20 protein-coding genes and 1 tRNA gene are annotated in these 22,743 nt (G+C 55.0%); 11 read left to right on the forward strand and 10 right to left on the reverse strand.

The window, feature by feature from the left end:
• Nucleotides 1-163: 163 nt before the first annotated feature.
• Both AC3DKS_RS11345 and AC3DKS_RS11350 read right to left on the reverse strand, forming a co-directional pair.
• Entirely contained in the window at nt 164-1,489 is a 1,326-nt protein-coding gene (locus AC3DKS_RS11345; protein WP_272607935.1) for a sigma-54-dependent transcriptional regulator, read from the reverse strand.
• The gene (locus tag AC3DKS_RS11350) at nt 1,489-2,583 is read right to left on the reverse strand and encodes a sensor histidine kinase (protein ID WP_272607936.1); all 1,095 of its coding nucleotides are present in this window, start codon (nt 2,581-2,583) and stop codon (nt 1,489-1,491) included. Before AC3DKS_RS11350 ends, AC3DKS_RS11345 begins: the two co-directional genes overlap by 1 nt.
• A gap of 248 nt (nt 2,584-2,831) precedes the next feature.
• Here AC3DKS_RS11350 and AC3DKS_RS11355 point away from each other — a divergent pair, with 248 nt between their 5' ends.
• The gene (locus AC3DKS_RS11355) at nt 2,832-4,085 is read left to right on the forward strand and encodes a mechanosensitive ion channel family protein (protein ID WP_272607937.1); all 1,254 of its coding nucleotides are present in this window, start codon (nt 2,832-2,834) and stop codon (nt 4,083-4,085) included.
• 760 nt (nt 4,086-4,845) lie between these two features.
• Complete coding sequence (locus AC3DKS_RS11360; RefSeq protein ID WP_488072823.1) at nt 4,846-6,174, forward strand: serine hydrolase domain-containing protein; 1,329 nt, start codon at nt 4,846-4,848, stop codon at nt 6,172-6,174.
• Between the two features lie 68 nt (nt 6,175-6,242).
• Here AC3DKS_RS11360 and AC3DKS_RS11365 read toward each other — a convergent pair whose 3' ends face one another.
• Nucleotides 6,243-6,443, reverse strand: coding sequence for a hypothetical protein (locus tag AC3DKS_RS11365; protein WP_041327069.1), 201 nt, complete (start codon nt 6,441-6,443; stop codon nt 6,243-6,245).
• 375 nt (nt 6,444-6,818) lie between these two features.
• A tRNA-Arg gene (locus AC3DKS_RS11370) sits at nt 6,819-6,892 on the reverse strand.
• A gap of 76 nt (nt 6,893-6,968) precedes the next feature.
• On the opposite strand from AC3DKS_RS11370, the gene AC3DKS_RS11375 reads away from it, so the two are divergent.
• Nucleotides 6,969-7,481 carry an adenine phosphoribosyltransferase gene (locus AC3DKS_RS11375; RefSeq protein ID WP_015754168.1) on the forward strand — a complete coding sequence of 171 codons (513 nt, stop codon included), beginning with the start codon at nt 6,969-6,971 and terminating at the stop codon, nt 7,479-7,481.
• A gap of 73 nt (nt 7,482-7,554) precedes the next feature.
• Here AC3DKS_RS11375 and AC3DKS_RS11380 read toward each other — a convergent pair whose 3' ends face one another.
• From AC3DKS_RS11380 to AC3DKS_RS11395, 4 genes are all read right to left on the reverse strand, one after another.
• Complete coding sequence (locus tag AC3DKS_RS11380; RefSeq protein WP_015754169.1) at nt 7,555-7,707, reverse strand: hypothetical protein; 153 nt, start codon at nt 7,705-7,707, stop codon at nt 7,555-7,557.
• 535 nt (nt 7,708-8,242) lie between these two features.
• The gene (locus AC3DKS_RS11385; RefSeq protein ID WP_272607938.1) at nt 8,243-10,048 is read right to left on the reverse strand and encodes a M56 family metallopeptidase; all 1,806 of its coding nucleotides are present in this window, start codon (nt 10,046-10,048) and stop codon (nt 8,243-8,245) included.
• Between the two features lies 1 nt (nt 10,049).
• Nucleotides 10,050-10,415 (reverse strand): BlaI/MecI/CopY family transcriptional regulator, encoded by a 366-nt coding sequence (locus AC3DKS_RS11390; protein WP_015754173.1) that lies wholly within the window; start codon nt 10,413-10,415, stop codon nt 10,050-10,052.
• A 2-nt stretch (nt 10,416-10,417) separates the two neighbouring features.
• Entirely contained in the window at nt 10,418-11,899 is a 1,482-nt protein-coding gene (locus AC3DKS_RS11395; RefSeq protein ID WP_272607939.1) for a serine hydrolase domain-containing protein, read from the reverse strand.
• A 138-nt stretch (nt 11,900-12,037) separates the two neighbouring features.
• Here AC3DKS_RS11395 and AC3DKS_RS11400 point away from each other — a divergent pair, with 138 nt between their 5' ends.
• A complete protein-coding gene (locus AC3DKS_RS11400; protein ID WP_272607940.1) occupies nt 12,038-12,985 on the forward strand; it encodes a calcium/sodium antiporter in 948 nt (315 codons plus the stop codon).
• Nucleotides 12,986-13,139: 154 nt separating this feature from the next.
• On the opposite strand, the gene AC3DKS_RS11405 is transcribed toward AC3DKS_RS11400, so the two are convergent.
• A complete protein-coding gene (locus tag AC3DKS_RS11405) occupies nt 13,140-14,153 on the reverse strand; it encodes a glutamine synthetase beta-grasp domain-containing protein (RefSeq protein ID WP_015754176.1) in 1,014 nt (337 codons plus the stop codon).
• Nucleotides 14,154-14,364: 211 nt separating this feature from the next.
• Here AC3DKS_RS11405 and AC3DKS_RS11410 point away from each other — a divergent pair, with 211 nt between their 5' ends.
• From AC3DKS_RS11410 to pyrF, 6 genes are all read left to right on the forward strand, one after another.
• Nucleotides 14,365-16,539, forward strand: a complete 2,175-nt coding sequence (locus AC3DKS_RS11410) for a glutamine synthetase III family protein (protein WP_272607941.1) — start codon at nt 14,365-14,367, stop codon at nt 16,537-16,539.
• A gap of 92 nt (nt 16,540-16,631) precedes the next feature.
• Nucleotides 16,632-17,810: an AIR synthase related protein gene (locus AC3DKS_RS11415; RefSeq protein ID WP_015754178.1), complete on the forward strand. Its 1,179-nt coding sequence runs from the start codon at nt 16,632-16,634 to the stop codon at nt 17,808-17,810.
• Nucleotides 17,811-17,870: 60 nt separating this feature from the next.
• Nucleotides 17,871-18,299: a QcrA and Rieske domain-containing protein gene (locus tag AC3DKS_RS11420; RefSeq protein ID WP_272607942.1), complete on the forward strand. Its 429-nt coding sequence runs from the start codon at nt 17,871-17,873 to the stop codon at nt 18,297-18,299.
• A gap of 131 nt (nt 18,300-18,430) precedes the next feature.
• A complete protein-coding gene (locus AC3DKS_RS11425; RefSeq protein WP_272607943.1) occupies nt 18,431-19,423 on the forward strand; it encodes an FAD:protein FMN transferase in 993 nt (330 codons plus the stop codon).
• 84 nt (nt 19,424-19,507) lie between these two features.
• Nucleotides 19,508-20,584 (forward strand): peptide chain release factor 1, encoded by a 1,077-nt coding sequence (gene prfA / locus AC3DKS_RS11430; RefSeq protein WP_015754181.1) that lies wholly within the window; start codon nt 19,508-19,510, stop codon nt 20,582-20,584.
• Nucleotides 20,585-20,655: 71 nt separating this feature from the next.
• A complete protein-coding gene (pyrF, locus tag AC3DKS_RS11435) occupies nt 20,656-21,474 on the forward strand; it encodes an orotidine-5'-phosphate decarboxylase (RefSeq protein WP_015754182.1) in 819 nt (272 codons plus the stop codon).
• Nucleotides 21,475-21,508: 34 nt separating this feature from the next.
• Here pyrF and AC3DKS_RS11440 read toward each other — a convergent pair whose 3' ends face one another.
• Nucleotides 21,509-21,703: a hypothetical protein gene (locus AC3DKS_RS11440; protein ID WP_015754183.1), complete on the reverse strand. Its 195-nt coding sequence runs from the start codon at nt 21,701-21,703 to the stop codon at nt 21,509-21,511.
• 237 nt (nt 21,704-21,940) lie between these two features.
• Here AC3DKS_RS11440 and AC3DKS_RS11445 point away from each other — a divergent pair, with 237 nt between their 5' ends.
• A complete protein-coding gene (locus AC3DKS_RS11445; RefSeq protein WP_041327071.1) occupies nt 21,941-22,471 on the forward strand; it encodes a hypothetical protein in 531 nt (176 codons plus the stop codon).
• Nucleotides 22,472-22,743 lie beyond the last annotated feature (272 nt).

A 22,743-nucleotide genomic window follows, 5' to 3' on the forward strand; every position in this document is an offset into this window, starting at 1 on the left:
GTTTCTGACCCAGTACATTTCAATTGCCGTGCCCAAACAATAGAGACAACTAGAATGTTTTGTCAAAAACCTGAAATAGAGATGGTTGGAAATAATTTATGAAGCACTGAAAAAGCAGGGACCGGGTATTTTCTCCCCAGTTGGGGAAAAACGCCCCAACTGGCTATTTGAGTTTTTCCCGCAATGTCTTCCGGTCGATCTGCAGGATTTCGGCAGCCCGCGTTTTGTTTCCTCCCGTATGCGCCAATACGCGGCGGACGTAATCCCGCTCCATCTCCCGGAGGCTTGCGAAACCATCCTGGGGAAAATCAATCTGGAATTTCAGGTGGCCCGGGAGGTGTTCCGGCCCCACGGTACCATCGCTCATAATTACGGCGCGCTGGATGACATTCTCAAGTTCCCGGATATTGCCCGGCCAATGGTAGTCTTGCAGAATCTGCAGGGCCTCCGGGTCGATCTTCAATAACCGATCCCGGTATTCCACCCCGTATTTTTGAAGGAACCGGGTGGTCAACAATGGAATGTCCGATTTTCGGTCGCGCAACGGGGGGACCTCGATCTCCACTACGGTGAGCCGATAGAATAAATCTTCTCGAAACTCCTTTTTGACAATCGCTTCGCGGAGGTTGCTGTTGGTCGCAGCGATAACACGCAAATCTACCTTCTCGGTTTTGCGGGAGCCCACTTTGGTGATTTCCTTTTCCTGCAAGGCACGCAGTAATTTTGCCTGGACAGCCTGGGAGGCCGACCCGATTTCATCGAGGAAAAGGGTTCCCCTTTCTGCTGCCTGAAAGAAACCTGTCCGTGTTTCCCGGGCATCCGTAAAGGCGCCCTTTACGTAACCGAACAGTTCGGCTTCCTGCAGGTTTTCAGGAATCGCAGCACAGTTGACCGCAACAAAAGGACCCCTGGCGAATTTGCCCGAATAATGCACCGCCCGGGCTACGAGTTCTTTTCCTGTCCCGCTTTCCCCGTGGACGAGTAAGGTGGCCCGGTTGTCCCTGACACGTGAAATGATTTCCACCAGGTTCCGGAATGGTTGGGAATCACCCACTATCTCGGCGTATCCCGCACCGGTGGAGAGGGTAGGGGCAGTGGGGGCATCTGGCTTCCTGCTGTCGGATGCAAGGGCCTTCCGGACAGCTTGTTTCAACTCCTCTCTGGTAAAGGGTTTGGTGAGGTAATCCGCGGCCCCGGACCGAAAGGTTTCCTGTGCTCCCGCCACGGAGGGGTATCCCGTAATGACCAGTTTGGGCATGCCCGGGTAGTGCTCCTCCGCATATCGGACCAACTGCAGCCCGTCCACTTCCGGCATCTGTATATCGGTTATCAACAAATCAATCGGGGAGTCCTTCAGGATAAAAAGTGCCTCTTTGACGGACAGCGCTTTGAAAGTGTGGTAGCCCAGCGACTGGAGATGGCGCTGTAACAGCTCCAGGATGCCGACGTCGTCGTCGACCATCAGGATGTTTTCTTTCCGCAGGCCCATTAGTCCAATTTAGGAAAATCCACGGTAAACACCGTACCCTTTGGCCGGTTAGGCTTGTGGGTGATCGAACCTCCGTGGCTGCTTACAATGCCATGGACCACACTGAGTCCCAGGCCCGATCCCTCCCCCAGGGGCTTTGTCGTAAAAAATGGTTCGAAAACTTTCTCCGAAATAGCCGGATCAATTCCATTTCCCTCATCAGAAACCGAAATGAGAACACGGTTGTTCTTTTCGCGTACCGCTATGGTAATCCGGCTTTTTTCGGGTGAGGCGTAAATAGCATTCATTACCAGGTTAAAGAGGACCTGAGTTATCTGAATCCGGTCTACGTGCAACTGGATGTCCCGGTCGGGCAGGGTAGACGAGTAGGTTAATTGCTTGGAACGAAAGTTTGGGGTTAACAGGGAAACCACCTCTTCAATGGCCGTGTTCAAATGGATAGATTCCACTTTTTGGGGGATCTCGCAGGCAAAAAACATAAGCTTCTTTACCACTTCGCGTGAAAAAATGGCGTTCTCGATAATCCGGTCCAGGTCTTCGATTGTTTTTGGGTCGGTAGCCCGTTCCTGGATCAATTCGGCAAAACCCAGGATGTTGGCCAGTGGCGTATTGAGTTCGTGCGCAATCCCGGCCGTAATTTCACCCAGGATGTTCAGCCGGTCCGTTCGCTCCACTTGCCGCCGGATCAGGGCTTCCTGTTCCCGGATATTTTTACGCTCCATCAGGCTTCCAAGGGCCAGACTGACACTATGGAGAAGATCCCGTTCCTCTTCCAGAAAGTCTGAATGCCCGTATTTCTGTGTCGGATATCCCACGCGGATTTCCCCTTCGGGCTCGTTAAATACCCGGATGTCAGTGGACAACATGAGCAGGTCCTCCCGGAATGCCGGAGTGTTTGCCTCAAATTCCCCGCACCGGATGGATACCTCAGCATCTGAGGCGTATTGCCAGGCCCGCTGCAGGCATTGCGCGATGGCCGAAAACGAATCTTCCATCCGGTCGAAATTCGTGTTTACGATAATGGAAGTCACCTCGTAGAGGCAGGTCAGCTCCTTGATGCGTTCCCTTAACTTGGCTTCAGTATTATTCATCATTCCGCATTGGATTTGGCATTCGCCTGAGCTCGCTGGGTGCCGTTTCGCAGGGTTCGGGAAATTAGTTAAATTTTGGATCATCCCCCAAAAAGCCGGCAAGATGGCGCCGAGCGAGGAGGGGCAACCCTGCTCAAAGTTATTACATTTGCACTGGCGATTTGCATTGGCGATTTGCAGGCAACGGGAGCTCCAATTTTTGTTAGGGGGCTTCGGGCGCCTGGCTGGAGTTTTAAATCTATAATTGAAGTATGCAAGAGAACCTACCGCACATCCTGCTCGATTTCCTGGTCGATTCTGGGGTCAGCGAGTCGGTGGCGCAGCAGATCAACCTGTGGCTTTTGTTGCTGGTGATCCTGCTGGTCGCCTGGCTGATGGACCTGCTGATCTGGAAGGTGTTGCGCCTGGTTTCCGTCCGGCTTTCCCGCCGAACGCGGACCCGGTTCGACGATTTCCTGGTGGCCAACCGGGTACCGAGGTATGTGGCCCATATCTTCCCGCTTCTCTTTTTGATGGAAGTTTTGCCGCTGGCCTTTGTGGATTTTGAGTACATGCAGCGACTGGTAGACCGTATCCTCATGGTGATGGGCGTTTTGCTGGGGCTGTTTGTGATCAAAAGCGTACTATCCAGTGCGCGGGATTACCTCAAGACGCTGCCCCACCTGCGCGACAAACCCCTGGACAGCTATATACAGGTGGTGATGATCTTTTCCTGGATCGGCGGTATCCTGACCATCCTGGCCATCCTCACCGATACGACTATCTGGAAATTTTTTACAGCCCTGGGGGCGGCGTCGGCCGTGGTGTTGCTGATCTTTAAGGACTCCATCCTGGGCCTTGTGGCGAGCATACAGGTGAGCATCAACGATATGGTGCGTATCGGCGACTGGATTACCTTTGAGAAGTACGGGGCCGACGGGGACGTGGTCGAGATCAGCCTGGCGACGGTCAAGGTGCAGAACTTCGATAAGACCATTACCACTATCCCCACTTATGCGCTGATTTCCGATTCGTTTAAAAACTGGCGGGGGATGCAGGCCTCCGGGGGGCGCCGGATCAAGCGCGCCCTGCATATCAGCCAGCGGAGCATCCGGTTCCTGAGTCCGGAGGATGTGGAGTCCCTGAAGAAAATCCAGCTCATCGGGCCGTACCTCGCGGACCGGTCGGAGAAAATCGATGCCCACAACGCCCAGAACAATATCGACAAAAGCCTGGCCATCAACGGCCGAAACCTGACCAACATCGGGGTCTTCCGCAAGTATATACAGGAATACCTGGAGAACAACCCGGCCATCCACAAGAAGATGACCCTGATGGTTCGGCAACTGCCGCCCTCGGCCCAGGGGGTACCCCTGGAAATTTACGCCTTCAGCCGGGACAAGAAGTGGGAGAACTACGAGTATATCATGGCGGACATCTTCGACCACCTCCTGGTGGCCCTGCCGTATTTTGACCTGGAATTGTTTGAATTCCCGGTGCATTTTCCGGGGGTAGCGGATGCGTAGGCGGGTTTGTAAGCGGGCTGGTTTTTAGGAGTACCTCGCTGCGCTCGGTTTTCCTTTGTGCTCGCTCCTGCAAATAGAAAACCCACAGCCCTAGCGGGCTGCGGTTATTTTCTTGTCCGTCCCTTACAACCGCAAGCGCTTGACGGGACGTCCAAAAAAAAGAACCCCGCACTTGCGTGCAGGGTTTTGTGAGTGTCGTGACCACGCCAGGAGTACCTCGCTGCGCTTGGTTTTCCTGACGATCCCGTAGTCTAAATGAAAAGCTCGCCAAACTTTAGTTTGGCTTCTTTTTCCGCCCTCACTTCGGCAATCAAGCAAGCTTGTTGCCGCGCTCAGACGAAAAAAGCCCGCCTTGCGGGGCGAGCTTTTCATTCTTAAGTGACCACGCCAGGGTTCAAACCTTAGTTGTAACTTTCAGTATTTCAATAAAATAAAAAATGAATTTAGTGAATTGTTGACGATTTGTGAACCTGCTAGAATTGATTTTTTAGAGATAGATATTGTGATTTTTATCAAAGACCGCATCCAATTTCCAATTTACACTGGCACTTTTTTTTGTGGTACCAGGCTGTTCACAGTAACATTTAGTAGTCTTCTTTATCTTTAATCTTGAAGCAATCAAAAAATGAAAAGGACATTACTGATTTTACTGTTACTCCTTGCAGCCTGCGGGGAAAAGGATCGCCCTAAAGCCACTTCGCAAGATTCACTAAATAATCAAATCGCTCAAATTGATCTTATCGAAAAAAACCTCGTCCCGGTGCACTACCTCAGGGACAGCGATCCCTACAAGTCCATACTGCAGCACATGCAGGAAGATGTTATTCCAGGGGTCAGCATGGCTTTTATAGACCATGGTGCAGTTTCCTGGCAACGCACCTACGGGTATGCCAATCTGGAAGACTCCGTACGGGTAAACTCATCTACGGTGTTCAATGGGGCATCCCTGAGCAAACCCGTAACCGCCATGGCAGCCCTAGACCTAGTAGAGGAGCGAGTATTGTCCGTGGATGAGGATGTCAATACTTATCTCCGGGGATGGCAGGTACCGGACAACCCATTCACCAAAGAAGAAAAAGTAACCCTCAAGCGACTCATGGGGCATACGGCAGGTTTTGACCGGTATGTACAGTCTTCATTCTTTCCGCACGAAACGTTGCCGACGATCACCCAGATGCTTGCGGGGGAAGCACCTTCGGTAGACCCACCGGTTTCGCTGGTATATGTCCCCGGACAGAAACAAATCTATTCGAACCCCGGGTATTCCGTAATGGAAAAGCTCATCGAGGATGTGACCGGCAAGGATTTTAATGCGGTCCTCACCGAACGGATATTCGAACCCAGCGGCATGATCTACAGTTCCTTTGAGCAGCCAGTTCCGGACCGCCTGTCCCAGCAGATGGCAACAGGATATTCCAACGACCTGGAGCCTTATCCTTATAAACTCTTCCCCTATAAAGCGGCCGGCGGTATCTGGACGACCCCTACGGATTTGGCTAAGTTTTTAGGAACTCTATTGGAAGACCACCAAACCGGCAGGGATGCCATCCTGTCTCAGACAATGGCAGATAGTGTTTTTTCCAAATCGTCCACCAGATGGGGCTTTGCAAAGATATATAATGATGAAAGCCCGGATGTGCTGATCGAGCATTGGGGGAGCAATTCAGGGTTTACCTGCTATATGGTCGCATCCCCCGTACATCGTCAGGGACTGGTCATCATGACCAATAGCGACAACGGCATGTCGCTGATGAGTTATATCACCCGGGCGGTTGCCGCGGCATACGGCTGGGACTTTTTCCAGCCAAAGGTATTGGATCCCATGGTCATGGATAGCTCGCTAATTAAGGCGTTTGTTGGGAAATATAAAGGTGGGGATGAACTATTGGAGTTTGATTTGGTTGCGGGTTCCCTGAGTTTTTCGCGTCCGTCCGGTCTTCCTAAAAGGCTGGTTACCGTGGCAGAAAACCAATTTGTTTCGCCGGATAATAACACGCTTTTCGAATTCCTGGAGAACCAAGCGGGTGAGGTGAAGTATGTGCGAATGACCTGGGCTGACGGGTATAACAGTGATTACATCAGGCAATAGGCGCTTATTGTCTGAGGGAACCGAACTGGTTTGATACCTCTTTCTTAGATTCGGCTTAACTTGACTGCCTAGCTCATCCCCGCCACAAAAAATAATACAAACCCGACCGTCATTACAATCAAAATCAGGACGATGATGGTGGTCCAAGGGAACCTGTTTTCCCTGGATAATGTGGTCTGGTTCCTGAAATCAGCGTCTTTTCGGCCTTTGGTACCCATGGGGGCGCTATCCTTAGCTCTCCATTTTGACTTTTTTCCTTTCTTCTTCATGGTTCGTACGTTTGTCTTTCCTATAAGTTCTCAATTCTTTTCAGTATATCCGGACGCTAAACTCACAACTTTTAGGACATTTGCTGAAACGGCCGTGCGCTTTTGTTTCCCATGACCGCTTAATAACGCGAGCATCTGACGCGTACCTGAAAAACAAAACCCCGCAACATGTGTTGCGGGGTTTGCGCTTTAAGTGACCACGCCAGGATTACCTGCGCTGCGCTTGGTTTTCCTGACGATCCCGTAGTCTAAATGAAAAGCCCGCCAAACTGTCGTTTGGCTTCTTTTTCCGCCCTCGCTCTGGCAATCAAGCAAGCTTGTTGCCACGCTCAAACGAAAAAAGCCCGCCTTGCGGGCGAGCTTTTCATTCTTAAGTGACCACGCCAGGATTCAAACCTGGAACCTTCTGAGCCGTAATCAGATGCGCTATTCAGTTGCGCCACGTGGCCTTGGGATTTCCCTCAAAAAGGGATGCAAATATATTTCTTTTTACATTTAGCGCAAAATAACCCAGCGGCTAAATACATGAATTTTAAGGACTACATCCGGGACATTCCCGATTTTCCCAAAAAGGGGGTGGTTTTCAAGGATATAACACCCTTGCTGGAAGACCCGAAGGCGTTCCGGGAAACTGCGGCCGCCCTGTTGGCGTTTACCGATGGGCTCAAGGTGGATAAGGTGGTGGGTATCGAAAGCCGTGGGTTCTTCTTTGCGCCCCTGTTGGCCGATAGACTCGGGGCCGGGTTTATTCCCGCGCGCAAGCCGGGGAAGCTGCCGCACCGCATTCACAGGAAGGAATACGACCTGGAATACGGCACGGATGCCCTGGAGTTGCACGCCGAGAGCATTTCGCCGGGCGATCGCATCCTGGTGCACGACGACGTGCTGGCTACCGGGGGTACGGCCCGGGCCATCTGCGACCTGGTCACGGAGCTCGGGGGGGAGGTGGTGCAGTGCAATTTCCTCATTGAACTTTCTTTCCTGAAGGGCCGCACGCGTCTGGACGGCTTCCCGTTGAAAAGCCTGATAACCTATTGAACGTGGCCGTGGCCCTTGTGTAATCTCAAAAATTGAAGGAAGGTTTGCAACGGGGATCGCCCTGCTAAACCGGTTAATCCAGGGCGCGGGTGGTGACGTAGTACCGCCAGCCGATGAGGGCCAGTTGCCATTTCGAGGCGTTGGCCAGGTCCAGTTGCCGCTTGCTGAAGGAGGGCAGCAACCACTTGTTTAGTTTGGCCAGGAACCGGAAAAAAGATTTGCGCATACTCCTAATATAGGAATCTTACAGAATAAAAAGACCGCTCCCATCAGAGCGGCCCGGCTTTTTTTGCCTCAGATGCAGCCAATCAGAACAGGATCGAGATTAGCGCGATCATTAGGAATACGAGATACTTGACAAGTGCAATCATGGTCCTGTTTTTGGTTTTAAGAGGTTTTTTGTTTGAATGTGGCGTGAAAATAGCGGAAAGGTGACCGTCCCACCAAGGGATTCTTCAAAAATTAATGAAATTAAATACGATATTGTAAGTAAAATAATGTTTTGTATTTACATATGAAACTACACTGTCTTGGTTAATGTTATAATTAGTAATATATAAAGTGTCTAAACCGTAATTACTGTAAGATATGTAGGCGCTTTTTTTCGCTTTTTTCAGTTTCCTAGGGAAAAACAGGCCCATTTTGGCCATTTTTTCGGCAAACCGTCTTTTTTGGGCAAAAATAAGCCGGCCCGAATCCCGGGCCGGCACGTTATTGAAATAGTGGTTTGGCCGGCGGATGTGCCGGGCCGGTTACGGCTGTTACTCTTTGGTGGTGATGGACACCACCCCGTTTTTGGCCTTGCGGCCGTACTTTTCTGTCGCGTTATCCCCTTTGAGGACTTCAACTTTCTCAATGTCCGACGGATCGAGTTCCCGTACCTGCTTCTCGGAGGCTTTTTCGCCGTCTATCAGGTAGAGGGGTTTTTCCCCTTTCCCGGAATCGAGGAGGAAGAAACTGCCGGACTCCCCGTTGATGATCTCCATATCCGCCTCGTCGTCGGAATCCCGGAGGATCATAACGTTGGTGCCCGTTTCCGTATTCTTCATCTTGTGGACGCGGACTTTGTGTTTCCCGCCTTCTGATTTGTGGAGTTTCCCGAACGCTTCCTCGTCCATTTCCTCCCCGTCGACAATGATGGTCTTCTCCCCGTCAATTACCTTGATTTCGATGTGCTCGGCATCATCTTCCCCTTCGGATTTCCAGTAGAACACATTGCCGTCTTCATCGTCCATTTTACGGATCTCGATGATGGCGTCTTTATCGGAATCGTCCCCGTCGCCCAGGGAATGTACGCGGACGCGGTGCTTTTTGCCGTGGCCGAAATGGAGCTCGTCCGCACTGCCAAAGGAGACGCTGTTGCGTGTGTCGTCAAAACGGATCAGGACGGGCTCAATAGGGCTGTCCGTTTCGGTGTGGAACGAGCCGCTGAAGCTCTTGCCGCTGCTGCTTTTGCCGCTCATGGAAACCTTCAGGTCGATGATTTCACCCGTGTCGTTGCGCACGGTTGTATAGGAGAAGTCGATCCCGTCCGATGCCAGGTTGTCCTTGATCTTCTGCAGCTCTTCGTCCGAGGTATCTTTGGAAATGGTGAGCTCCACCGTTTTATCATCCCCTTCAAAGAGGTAGTCGGACGGGCTTTCCTGGTCCAGTACATAGCGGGTCTCCGTGTTGAAGGCCATCAGGAAAAGTCCCAGGACCGGGACGATCAGCAGGTGCTTCAGGATGTGGGTGGTTTTGGATTGATTCTGGTGTAGCATAAGGATTCGTTTTTTGATGAGTGAACTGTAAAAAGCATTGACCAGGGAGGTCACCGGGGTATTGCCGGAAACCTTCAGCAGGGTGTATTGATAGTCTTTCAGGCTGGGAATTTTTTGGATGGCGCTGGCATCGGCCAGGTATTCCAGGTTTTGCTCGATGCTCCGTTGGTACCACCGGCCCATCGGGTTGATCCACAAGATGGCCGAAACCACGCGCCCCAGCAGGATATCCAGCGTATGGCACTGGGAGCCGTGCGCTTTTTCGTGTTCCAGGATCAGCGCCAGTTCGCGCTGGCTGTGCTGGTCCGGGTTGTAAAAGATGTAGCGGAAAAAAGAAAACGGGGCCTGGGTGCGGTGGGTGGGAACGTACAGGAAACCCTCCTCGCACACGGTGTTCGACGTCTGCACCAGCCGGAAGATCCGCCAGAGCTGGAAAAGGATGAGGAGCAGGTGGGCCGCAACCCCGGCCAGGTAGGCGGCCAGCAGGAAATTCTCCCAGGGAAAGCCGGCCAATCCCGCATTTGCCGGCGATGGTACCGGGTCCAGGGTTACTGCCGGTTGCTGGGCGAGGGTTACCCGGATGGTCCGGGTAAATGTCACCAGGGGCAGGGTAAGGGCGGCCAGCATCCCGCCTGCCAGAAACAGCCGGTTCACCGTAAAGAGCGTCTCCCGCCTCAGGAGCAGGTGGTAGATACCCAGAAACAACGCGAGTATCGCGGATGCCTTCAGGAGGTACATACCGAGTGCCTCGACGTTGCTGAATGCTTCCAGAATACCGAATGCCCCCATATTGCTGAATGCTTCCATATTATTGTTTCTTTTTTTCGATCAGGTCGATGATTTCCCGGAGTTCGTCCGCCGAGATTTTTTCTTCCCGTGCGAAGTAGGATACCAGGCTTTTGTAATTGTGGTCAAAGTAATCCGCTACCGTTTCGCCTATGAACTTGCGGCGGTACTGTTCCTTGCTCACCAGCGGGTAATACCGGTGCGTATTGCCGAAGGCCTCGTGGGAGACATAGCCTTTCTCCTCCAGGTTGCGCACCATGGTGGAGAGCGTGTTGTAATGCGGTTTGCGAGGCCCCGGGAAGGCGTCGAGCAATTCCCGGACAAAGGCTTTTTCCAGCTTCCAGAGTAGCTGCATGACTTCTTCTTCCTTGTTGGTTAGTTTTTGCATGTTTATCGCTTCATTTCGTTAAGTGCCGTTTCGGCGGATTCCAGGCCGGGCCGGAGTTCCAGGGCTTTTTGGTACGCGGCCATTGCATCCTCCGTATTGCCAGCGGCCCGGAGGGCTTCCCCGTAGCTATCCCAGCAATTGGCGACTTCCGGGAAGAGTTCCGTGTTGAGGCGGAACAGTTCCGCGGCCCGTTCCGGATCGTCCGCCCCGTAGAGGAAGGCGTACCCCAGCTGGTTCAGGATAAGGTCTTTCGGGTCGGTCGGGTGGAAATTGACTGTCAGGCTGTCGAAGTGGTTTTTCACATAATCAACCCCGTGTTCCAGGTAATTTTGGCGCACTAGTTGGACTGCTGGAAGGACGGGTTTGGCCGGCTCTTCACCCCTGTAAAGGGCCAGAATATCCGACCCGATGCGTTCGGCTACGGGCTCGTCCATATTGGCCAGTACCAGGATGCTCAAATCGTCGCTGATAACCTGCAGGAACACCGAGTTGAACCCCTCAAAGCCCCCGGCGGCTCCGGTTGCCCGGCCTTCGGGTAATTCGCGGATATACTGGAAAAAGGGATCGGTTTCCCGTGTTTTGGCCGAGAGGAGCAGTGTGTCGTAATAATAGGAATGGTAAAAAGTCAGGATGTCCCGTGCCGTGGATAAAAATCCCCCATCCGGGTTGGGCAGGTCCTGTACGGCTTCGTTTTCCTCCAGGACGCCCAGGGGGGTATACAGGTAGCCTTTCGCCGCCCGGTCGGCCACCCGGTCCAGATTGGTGAGATACGTGTTTTCCAGGCCCAGGGGCTCCACAATCCGCTCGCGGACTTCCTCAAAGTACGACCGTCCCGTCGCTTTTTCGATGACCCCGCCCAAAATCACATAGCCGAGGTTCGAATATTCGTCCCCCGTTCCCGGGTCGAACAACAATTGCGTTGATTTGGCGCGTTCCACGATCGGCCCGAGCTTTCGCTCCTCCAGCGGCAGGTCAAAATACCCCCTGGAGTGGTAATCCCCGAAGCCCGATCGGTGCTCGAGCAGGTGCAGCAAAGTAATGTCCGAAGCCCGGGGGTCTTCCCAACCCGGGATATAGTCCACCAGCTTATCGCTGAGGTTGAGTTTCCCTTCTTCGGCCAGTTGCTTGACCACCACCGAAGTAAATGTTTTGTTCATCGACCCGATGTCGAAGAGGGTGGTCGGGGAATTCGGGATGTTGCGATCCCTGTCGGCCAGGCCGAATGCTTTTTCATAAAATGGGGTTCCTTCGCGGGCTACGAGGACAACGCCTGAAAAAATCTCCAGATCCCGGTAGTCGGCCACAACCTGGTCGATTTTCGATTCAAACCCTTCGGGCAGACCGGTTGATGAGGCCAGGTCATTGGAGTTGCCGGCCGGACCGCCGCAGGCGCAGGCCATCAGGATTCCACAGGCCAGAGCTGGCAGGGACCCCGGGAAAGAAATCAGCCTGTTCCGGGAGGGAGAAGATGTGGCAGTTGGCATGGCTGTTCGTTTTTTGATGATTGCGAAACAAACATAACTAAAAAAATAGTTGCCCAACTAAAAATATAGTTAAAATATGCTAAAACCCTGGCGCTGCAGGCAGTCGGGCATCCCGGTAGGAGTACTATCTTTGATTCCATGGACGTACTGGTTGACGGAGTACTGGTCCTTGCCGGGCTGGTAGTGTTGATTGCAGGGGGCCACTGGCTCCTGCGCGGGGCGGTGGAACTCTCCCTGCGACTGTCCATTCCCAAGATCGTGATTGGGATGACCGTGGTTTCCCTGGCCACCTCGGCCCCGGAACTCATCGTCAGCGCCCAGGCGGCCCTGGCGGGCTACCCGGACCTCGCCCTGGGCAACGTGGTTGGCTCCAATACGGCCAATTTGGGCCTGGTACTGGCGGTGACCCTGCTGATCGGGCATGTAAATGTCCGCCCGGCATTTTATGTAACGGACTGGCCGGTGATGATGGCCGCCTCTTTGTTGTTTTATTTTTTCCTCGCCTCGGGTCCCGGGCTGAGCCGCAGTGAAGGCCTGATAATGGTAGGATGTTTGTTTGCTTTCCTGATTTACCTGCTCCGGTTCCAGAAACCCGCCGTGGTTGAAGAACTCCCCGTTGCCCGCAGGCCCCTGCCACTGTATAAGATGGCCCTGCTGTTACTGGTTGGGGGTGTCGCCCTCTGGGCCGGATCCGAACTCCTGGTACGGGGCGCCACGAGCCTGGCAGCGGACCTGGGCGTCAGCGATCGGGTGATTGGGATTACGGTAGTATCCGTGGGCACGAGCATCCCGGAACTGGCGGCCTCGGTCATCGCCATGGCCAAACGGGAGAAAGCCATGTCGGTGGGTAACCTGATCGGGTCGAACATCTTCAACCTCCTGGCGGTTCTCGGGCTCACGGCCATCCTGGCGCCTGTCCCGGTGCTGGACGACAGGTTGCTGACCCGGGATGTGTTCTGGATGCTGGGGATCAGCTTCCTGGTACTGCCCCTGGTCTTCTTCCCGAAGGGGTTGCGGCTCGGCTGGCGGGACGGAATCGTGCTGCTGGCATGCTACGGGGCCTTCCTCTGGTCTACGCTGCAGTAGCCTGTCCCGGGGCGGTAACGGCCTTACCCGGGCCCTTGACTCCGGCTGGGGAAGCACCCGGGGAACAGCCGTCCCAAACAAACAATCCCGGCCAGGGGCCGGGATTGCGATCGTACGTATATGAACAGTTTAAAGTCCTGGTAACGGAACTTTGCTAGACGTCGGCGCTTTCCACTGTTTTGATGATGCGGGCCGCAATCTTGTAAGGGTCGCCGTTGGATGCCGGGCGACGGTCTTCCAACCAGCCTTTCCAGCCTTTTTCAACCGTCATGATCGGGATCCGGATGGATGCTCCCCGGTCGGAGACGCCGTAGCTGAATTCGTCGATGGATTGGGTTTCGTGCTGGCCGGTGAGGCGCAGGTCGTTTTCATCTCCGTAAACGGCGATGTGCTCTTTGGTTACCGGGCGGAAAGCCTCGCATACCTTCTCGTAGATTTCTTTGGATCCGCAGGTACGCAGGAGCGTGTTCGAGAAATTGGCGTGCATCCCGCTTCCGTTCCAGTCTCCCCGGACCGGTTTCGGGTGGTATTCGATGTACCAGCCGTATTCTTCGGTCAGGCGGTCCAGGAGGTACCGGGCAACCCAGATCTGGTCGCCGGCGGTTTTGGCGCCTTTAGCGAATATCTGGAATTCCCACTGGCCGCAAGCCACTTCCTGGTTGATGCCTTCAAAGTTCAGGCCGGCCTCCAGGCAGTAATCTGCATGGCGCTCCACGAGTTCGCGTCCGTGCGTGTTCTTTCCGCCAACGGAGCAGTAATACAGGCCCTGCGGCCCCGGGTAGCCCCCGTGCGGGAAGCCAAGCGGCAGGTCTGTATGGGAATCCATGATAAAGTATTCCTGTTCAAAACCGAACCAGAAATCGTCGTTTGCGTCGGAATCGATGGTGGCGCGTGAGTTGGTCTCATGAGGCGAGCCGTCCGGGTTGAGGACTTCGCACATAACCAGATAGCCATTCTTGCGGGCCGGGTCCGGGTAGATAGCGACCGGTTTCAGCAGGCAATCGGACGATCCGCCTTCGGCTTGTTTGGTAGAACTCCCGTCGAACGCCCAGATCGGGCAGTCCTCGAGTTTTCCGCTGAAGTCGGATTCAATCTTGGTCTTGCTTCTGAGGTTGGCCGTGGGGGTGTATCCGTCCAGCCAGATATACTCTAATTTTGCTTTGCTCATGATTCCAAATAGTTTTATTGATACTTTTTTTCGACCGTCAAAAATATAATAATTCACTTGCCCTCCACAATCCAAGGGGGGTAATTTATCAAGATAAGATGCATTATTATGAACACCCCCTTTTTTGATGGGGGATATTGAAAAAAATGGAATATTTAATGAAAATTATACGAATTGCGTAATTTTACCGGCTACACAGAAACCACGCGCCATGAACCATAGGAATACAGGGCCCCGGGAGACCGGATACCACCAGGAATACCGGGCGGAACGGCGTTCCGAGACGTTTGCCAAACACGTTTTTAACGAGGACCGGATGCTCCAGTACCTCACCCGGGAGGCATTTGCCAGCGTTAAAGGCGCCATTTTTTCCGGCTCAAAAATCGACCGGAAAATTGCCGATCAGGTGGCCGAGGCCATGAAGGCCTGGGCGATTGCCGCAGGGGCCACCCATTACACCCACTGGTTTCAGCCCCTCACCGGGGCCACGGCAGAAAAGCACGACGCTTTTTTTGACCTGCTGCCGGACGGGCGCGCCATCGAAAAATTCGGCGGCGGGCAACTCGTCCAGCAGGAACCGGATGCCTCGAGCTTCCCCAGCGGGGGAATCCGCAATACGTTCGAGGCCCGGGGATATACGGCCTGGGACCCGACTTCCCCGGCCTTTATTTACGGCAGCACACTCTGTATCCCTACGATTTTTGTCTCCTATACAGGCGAAGCCCTGGACAACAAAGCGCCCCTTCTTCGGGCCCTGCATGCCGTTGACGAGGCGGCCACCGGGGTGGCCCGTTATTTTGACAAAAACGTGTCCAAGGTGAACGCCACCCTGGGCTGGGAACAGGAATACTTCCTGATCGATGCGGAACTGGCCCGTTCCCGCCCCGACATCATCCTGGCGGGCCGGACGCTCATCGGCCAGGCGGCCGCCAAGGGCCAGCAGCTCGACGACCATTATTTCGGGGTGATCCCGGACCGGGCTTTCCGGTTTATGCGGGACCTGGAGGCCGAGTGCATGGTGCTGGGCATCCCGGTCAAAACACGGCACAATGAGGTAGCCCCGAACCAGTACGAGCTCGCCCCCGTTTTTGAGGAGGCCAACCTGGCGGTAGACCACAACCTGCTCCTGATGGACGTCATGGACAAGGTGGCCGTTCGCCATGGCCTGCGCGTGCTGTTTCACGAAAAACCTTTTGCGGGCATCAACGGCTCGGGAAAACACAACAACTGGTCCTTGAGCACCGATACGGGGACCAATTTGCTGAGCCCGGGTTCCACCCCGATGAAGAACCTGCAATTCCTCACCTTCTTCGTCAATACGATCAAGGCAGTAGACCGCTATGAAGAGCTGCTGCGCGCCTCCATCGCCTCGGCCAGCAACGACCACCGGCTGGGGGCCAATGAAGCCCCTCCGGCCATCATGTCGATATTTGTAGGGAAGCAGCTCACCGACGTACTGGACGAACTCGAAGGGGTATCCAAGGGAAAATTGTCCCCGGAGGAGAAAACCGAGCTCAAGCTGAATGTGGTCGGGAAGATCCCGGAAATTCTGCTCGACAATACGGACCGGAACCGCACGTCGCCCTTTGCCTTTACCGGGAATAAATTCGAAATGCGCGGGGTGGGGGCCAAGACGAATTGCGCCAAGCCAATGACCGTGCTCAACACGATCGTCGCCCACCAGCTCCGGGAGTTTAAATCCGAGGTGGACAAACTGATCACCAAAAAGAAACTGAAAAAGGACGAGGCCATTTTCAACGTGCTCCGGGAGTACATCAAGAGCAGCAAGCGGATCCGGTTTGACGGGGACGGATACAGCGAGCAGTGGCAGAAGGAGGCGGAGCGACGCAAACTCAGCAATAACCGCAACACCCCGGAGGCCCTGCAGGTGCTGACGGCCCCGGAATCCCTGGAGCTTTTCCGGACCATGGGCGTATTCACCGAAAAGGAAGTCCGGGCGCGGAAGGAAGTGGAACTGGAAACCTATATCCTGCAGACCCAGATTGAGGGACGGGTACTCAGCGAACTGGTGTACAACAAGGTGATTCCGGCCACGGTGGCCTACCAGAACAGCCTGCTCCGGAACATCGCCGGGCTCAAAGATGTCTACGGGGCGGCCCACAAAACGATGGCGGAGGCCCAGCTGGGGATCCTGGAACACCTGGCGGAACACCTGCAGGCCATCCGGAAAAAGACCGATGCGATGAACGAGGCGCGCAAACGGGCCAACGGGATGAAGGATATCGAAAAAAAGGCCAGGGCCTACTGCGAGTCCGTCCTGCCGTATTTTGACGAGATTCGCTACCATGCCGACAGGCTGGAGCGGATGGTTTCCGATACCGAGTGGCCCCTGGCCAAGTACCGGGACCTGTTGTTCATCAAATAAACAGGCCGGGTATTCCCGCCTGCCGGATGGCGGGGTTCTGCAGTATTCTCGTATTTTTGCCGCAAACCGAATTGAGAACCAAACGCCATCACATGGGGTCGAACGCATCGGAGCGCTACAGCCAGCGCGGGGTATCAGCCACCAAGGACGACGTCCACAAAGCCATTGCCAACGTGGATAAGGGATTGTTCCCCAAGGCATTCTGCAAGGTCGTGCCGGACTATCTGGGGGGCGACCCGGAGTATTGTATCGTGATGCATGCAGACGGGGCCGGGACCAAGTCCTCCCTGGCGTACATGTACTGGAAACGCACCGGCGACCTTTCCGTCTGGAAAGGGATTGCCCAGGATGCCCTGGTGATGAACCTGGACGACCTGCTATGCGTGGGCATTACCGATTCCATCCTGTTGAGCTCCACCATCGGCCGCAACGCCAACAAGATCCCCGGGGAGGTTATTGCCGCGATTATCCAGGGCACCGAGGAGCTGATTGCCGACCTCCGGGAATGGGGGGTGCACATCCACAGCACGGGGGGGGAAACCGCCGATGTGGGCGATTTGGTCCGGACGATCATCGTGGATTCCACCGTGACCGCCCGCGTGCGCCGCGACCGGATTATCGACAATGCCCGGATCTGCCCGGGGGATGTTATTGTCGCCCTGGCCTCCTTCGGGCAGGCCACCTATGAAAAAACCTATAACGGCGGGATGGGCAGCAATGGCCTTACTTCGGCCCGCCACGACGTTTTCCACCGCGACCTCGCCGGGGAATTTCCCGAGAGCTTTGACCCCGAAGTACCTGAAGACCTGGTGTACAGCGGCAGTGTCGGGCTGCAGGACCCGGTGGAAGGGGTGCCCCTGGACGCCGGAAAACTCGTGCTGTCTCCCACCCGCACCTATGCCCCTGTAGTTGCGAAAATCCTGGAGAAATACGGCCCGGAGGAACTCCACGGAATGGTGCACTGCAGTGGCGGTGCCCAGACTAAAATCCTGCATTTCATCGACGGGCTGCATGTTGTCAAAGACAACCTTTTTCCGGTCCCCCCCTTGTTTGATCTCATCCAACGGGAATCCGGTACGGGGTGGCGGGAAATGTACCAGGTGTTCAACTGCGGCCACCGGCTGGAATTCTATGTGCCGGAAACCTGTGCGCAGGACCTGATCGATATCGCCTCGACCTTTGGGATCGAAGGCCGTATCATCGGCCGTGTGGAAGAATACGACCGTCCGAAACTCACCATCCGGAGCGATAAGGGACACTTCGAATATTAGGCATACGAATTTTCTGATAAAACCGTTCTGGTAGGAGGGGATTGCCTAATTGCTAATTACATGGAGAGAAAAGAATTTTTAAGGACGCTGGGAGCCGGTGCCGCCTTTGCCGTGGCGTTTCCCTGCGTACAGGGATGTACCAAGGGGCCCGGCCTGGAAACCGAACCGGTACCCACCGGGGTGGATTTCACCATCGACCTGAGCGGCCCGGACGGGGATGCGCTCGCGGGCAACGGCGATTTCATCATACGTAACTATGTGGTGATTGCCCGGAACCTTGCCGGAGATTTTGTCGCCGCCAGCCAGGTTTGCAGCCACCAGCAGACCCCCGAAGTCCGCTTTGTCGAAAGCCAGGGCGGTATTTTCCAGTGTGCAACCCACGGTTCGCAATTTGCCCAGGACGGGACGCCTCTGAACAGCGTAACCAGCAACCCGCTGAAGATTTTCCAGACTGCGTTAAACGGGGACCAGTTGCGGGTCTTTGAATAACCCGCCGAATCAGACCGGCCCCGGGGAGCGTATACCCCCCGGCCCACTGAGCCACCCCGTATCCGGGGGTTTATCGGGCTCCGGGCTGCGGGACGGACTTCACCGCCTTTGAATCGCTTAAACCGAGATATGTGAGATCAGCTGCCTTGTTGCTCTATTTATTCGCCCTCCCGGGGGTATGGGGGCAACAGGACCCTTTGGTGACCGTCCGCAGGACGGAGCGCCTTTTGGGGACCGAGGTAACCGTAACGGTTACAGCGGAAAACGAGGAAATCGGGTTTATCCATATCGAAGAGGCGCTTTCCGAAATGCGGCAGGTGGCGGGCTGGATATCCAGCCGGGATCCCGCATCCGTAACCCATGCGATCAATGCCAATGCGGGCCTGCAGCCTGTAAGCGTGCCCCGCGAGATTTATAGTTTGCTGGAGCGGGCGATACAGATCTCCGAGCTGACTTCCGGCGCCTTCGATATCACCGATGCTGCCCTGGATACCCTTTGGCGTTTTGACGGGTCCATGGCGCAAATCCCGGGTGCGGAAGATGTGGCCGGGGTTTTGCCGTTGGTGGGGTATCGGAAACTCGTATTGGATGCCGGGAACCGGACCGCCTACCTGCCGGAAAAAGGGATGAAGATCAACCTGGACGCCATTGGCCGGGGGTATGCCGTAGACCGGGCCAAGGACCGGATGCTCGATAAACAGGTGCCCGGGGGCACCATCCAGGCGGGAGGCGACCTGTCGGCGTGGGGTACCCGGGGGTCGGGCGATAAATGGTTGCTCGGAATATCGGACCCGATCAATATCGGCCAAATCCTCCGGTGGGTGCCGCTTATTGAATCCTCCGTATCCATCGTCCGTACGGATGCCCAGTTTGTACGGAGCGGTGATCGCACCTACGGGTACATCATGGATCCGCACACCGGCTTTCCGCCAGAAGGGGTGGCGCAGGCTACGGTGCTGGCCCGTAACGCAGAACTGAGCAGTGCCCTTGCCCACGCGCTTTGCGTCCTGGGGCCGGAAAACGGGATCCGCCTGATCGAATACCTGGGGGATACCGAGGCCGTGATCGTGGACGATGCGGGGATCATGTACTGGACCAGCGGCCTGTCGCTGAGCCGCGAGTAGCCTGGCCGGGGGCGGTGAGGGCACTGCAGATCCCCCCGAAAATCTCCCTAAAAATCGTAACTTCGCAGGGAATCCCAACAGCCCATGCTCGATAAACTGAATATTGTAAAGCAACGCTTTGACGAGGTCTCCGACCTGATCATCCAACCGGACATTATCGCCGACCAAAAGCGGTACATCCAGTTGAACAAGGAATACAAGGATTTAAAGGAGATCGTGGATATGCGAGAGAAGTATATCCAACTGCAAAATCGCATCTCGGAAGCCGAGGAGATCCTCTCCGACGGGAGCGACCCGGAAATGGCCGAGATGGCCAAACTCCAGCTCGAGGAGGCCCGGGAGGCGATACCCCCGCTGGAGGACGCCATCAAGATGAAGCTGATCCCCAAAGACCCTGAGGATGCCAAGGACGTTGTTATGGAAATTCGCGCCGGTACCGGGGGGGACGAGGCGAGCATTTTTGCCGGAGACCTCTTCCGGATGTACACGAAATACTGCGAATCCAGGGGTTGGAAAACCAACGTTATCGACCTGAGTGAGGGGACCAGCGGCGGATTCAAGGAAATCCATTTTGAAGTGAGCGGGGAGGATGTTTACGGCACGCTGAAATTCGAAGCCGGCGTCCACAGGGTACAGCGCGTCCCCCAGACCGAGACCCAGGGCCGGGTGCACACGAGTGCGGCCACGGTAATGGTCCTGCCCGAAGCCGAGGATTTTGACGTGCAGATCGACCCGAAGGACGTCCGCATCGATTACTTCTGTTCCTCTGGCCCCGGGGGGCAATCCGTGAACACCACGTATTCCGCCGTACGGCTGACACACGTCCCCACGGGGATCGTGGCCCAGTGCCAGGACGAAAAATCCCAGCATAAAAACAAGGACAAGGCTTTTAAGGTATTGCGCTCCAGGCTCTACGACATGGAACTGGCCAAGAAACAGGAAGAGGACGCCGCCAAGCGGAATTCCCAGGTGAGCAGCGGGGACCGGTCGGCAAAGATCCGTACCTATAACTACCCCCAGGGGCGCGTAACGGATCACCGAATCGGCCTCACGCTCTACGACCTGCAGAATATCATTAACGGGGACATCCAGAAAATAATCGACGAGCTCATGCTGGTGGAGAACACCGAAAAGCTCCGGGAGGCCTCCGAAATCCTGTAGGGCGGCAACCCCCACAGACAAACCGACCAACTCCCCCCGATGAGTAAAGACCAATCGACCAAATTCCAACGATGACCACAGAACAGCTAACCAGCCACATCCGGGAGAAACAGTCCTTTCTCTGTGTGGGCCTGGACACCGATTTGGACAAGATCCCGCGGCACCTCCTCCAGGAAGAAGACCCGATCTTTGCCTTCAACAAAGCCATTATCGACGCCACCCGCGATTACTGCGTTGCCTATAAGCCGAATACTGCCTTTTACGAGGCCTACGGGGCCCGCGGATGGCAGTCGCTGGAGCGGACCATCGGGTACCTGAATGCCACCTGTCCGGAGCATTTTACGATTGCGGATGCCAAGCGAGGGGATATCGGCAATACCTCCACGCGGTATGCGAAGGCGTTTTACGAAGAAATGGATTTTGACGCCCTCACCGTGGCCCCGTATATGGGCCGGGATTCGGTGGAGCCCTTCCTGGCATTCGAGGATAAATTTGTGATTTTGCTGGCCCTTACGTCCAACCCGGGTGCCTTTGACTTCCAGACGGGGACATTCGGCGGCGAAGCCCTGTATGAAAAGGTGTTATCTGCCAGCCTCGAATATGCGGGTTCCGAACGCCTGATGTTTGTGGTAGGTGCTACCAAAGCCGAGTACCTGGCAGCCATCCGCAAGCGGGTGCCGGATCATTTCCTGCTGATACCGGGGGTGGGCGCCCAGGGCGGGAGCCTTGAAGATGTCTGCAAATATGGGATGAACGGGCAGGTGGGCCTGCTGGTGAATTCCTCCAGGGGGATTATCTATGCGGGGAACGGGCCGGATTTTGCGGAACGCGCTGCGGAGCAGGCTGCGTCCATAAGGGAGCAGATGGCAAAAATTCTCGCCGGGGACTGACCCCTGCGGATTGCCGGTATGAGAAGCGGGAAGCTCAGATAAGGCTCTGCAGCATCCGCTGGATCTTCTTCGCTTTCAGTTCAAAGAATTCCCGGAGGTTCGCATCCGACTGGGCCGCTTCGGCCGCCTTGCGGACAAAATTATTGTACTGGTATTCCAACATGTGGATGCCCTGGTGGTCTTCTGCCACAGGGGTGATTGCGCCTACTTTGCAATATTGATTTTCCATAGCCATCAGTTCCTTTCAAATATACGGTGAAATCCGGCGCATGGATTTCGGGCTTAGGAGGTATTTAACTATTAATCAGGTCATTTGTCTATTTTTTAACGTTCACCTATCGATTTATTCACAAAACGGGGCCGTTCCGGCCGATTTCGGGAATCGCCCGTACGGAATGGGCCCTGCCGGTTGGACTTCACCGAGGGCTCTGCGGGTTTTGTATCTTTAGGGAAAGCGCGATATATTATGAAAGGAATCCGAATAACTGTTGGATGTTTTTTAATGGCCCTGATGCCCCTGGTAACCGCCCGGGGACAGGAGAACCCACCTGACTCTTCCTGCAATTGCTGCACCGAGATGCACCGTGCCTTCGATTTCTGGATCGGGGAGTGGGAGGTAACCGGACCGGACGGATCCGTTTTGGGGACCAACCGGATCGAGAGAATACAGGGGGGGTGCGTATTGCAGGAGCACTGGGAAACCGCCGGGAATGGCACAACCGGAACCAGCCTGAATTACTACAACTCCGGGGATGAGGCCTGGGAACAGCTTTGGGTCGATAATTCCGGGTATGTGCTCAAACTGCGCGGCGGGCCGGAGGATGGTGCCATGGTGCTGGCTTCCGAACCCGTCCGGCTCTCTTCCGGCAAAGACCGGGTCAACCGGATTACCTGGACGCCCCGGGAGGACGGAACCGTCCGGCAGCACTGGCAAGTGTTGGAAGGCGGGGAGGTCGTGCAGACGCTTTTTGACGGGATTTACCGTCGAGCAGAATAAGCAGGGCTGTCGTTTAAGGGGGGTGCAGTTTAAGGGTGGCAGTTCCAATAATAAAATGGCGGCCCCGAGTGTCAGATAGCTAATTCAAATACTACACTAAAAAATGAGACAGAAATGTTTTTAGGGAGTATGGACCTCGGAGCCGCCAGGCTTTATATGTTTTAAACTACTTCAAAGAAAGCCCGGATCTTTCTGTTTCCGGGTAATACTTATAAACCTTTACCCATCCGACCTATTTTTACGCCGGGTTTACAATGGCCCGGATATACAAT

The organism is Robiginitalea sp. (assembly GCF_982776155.1).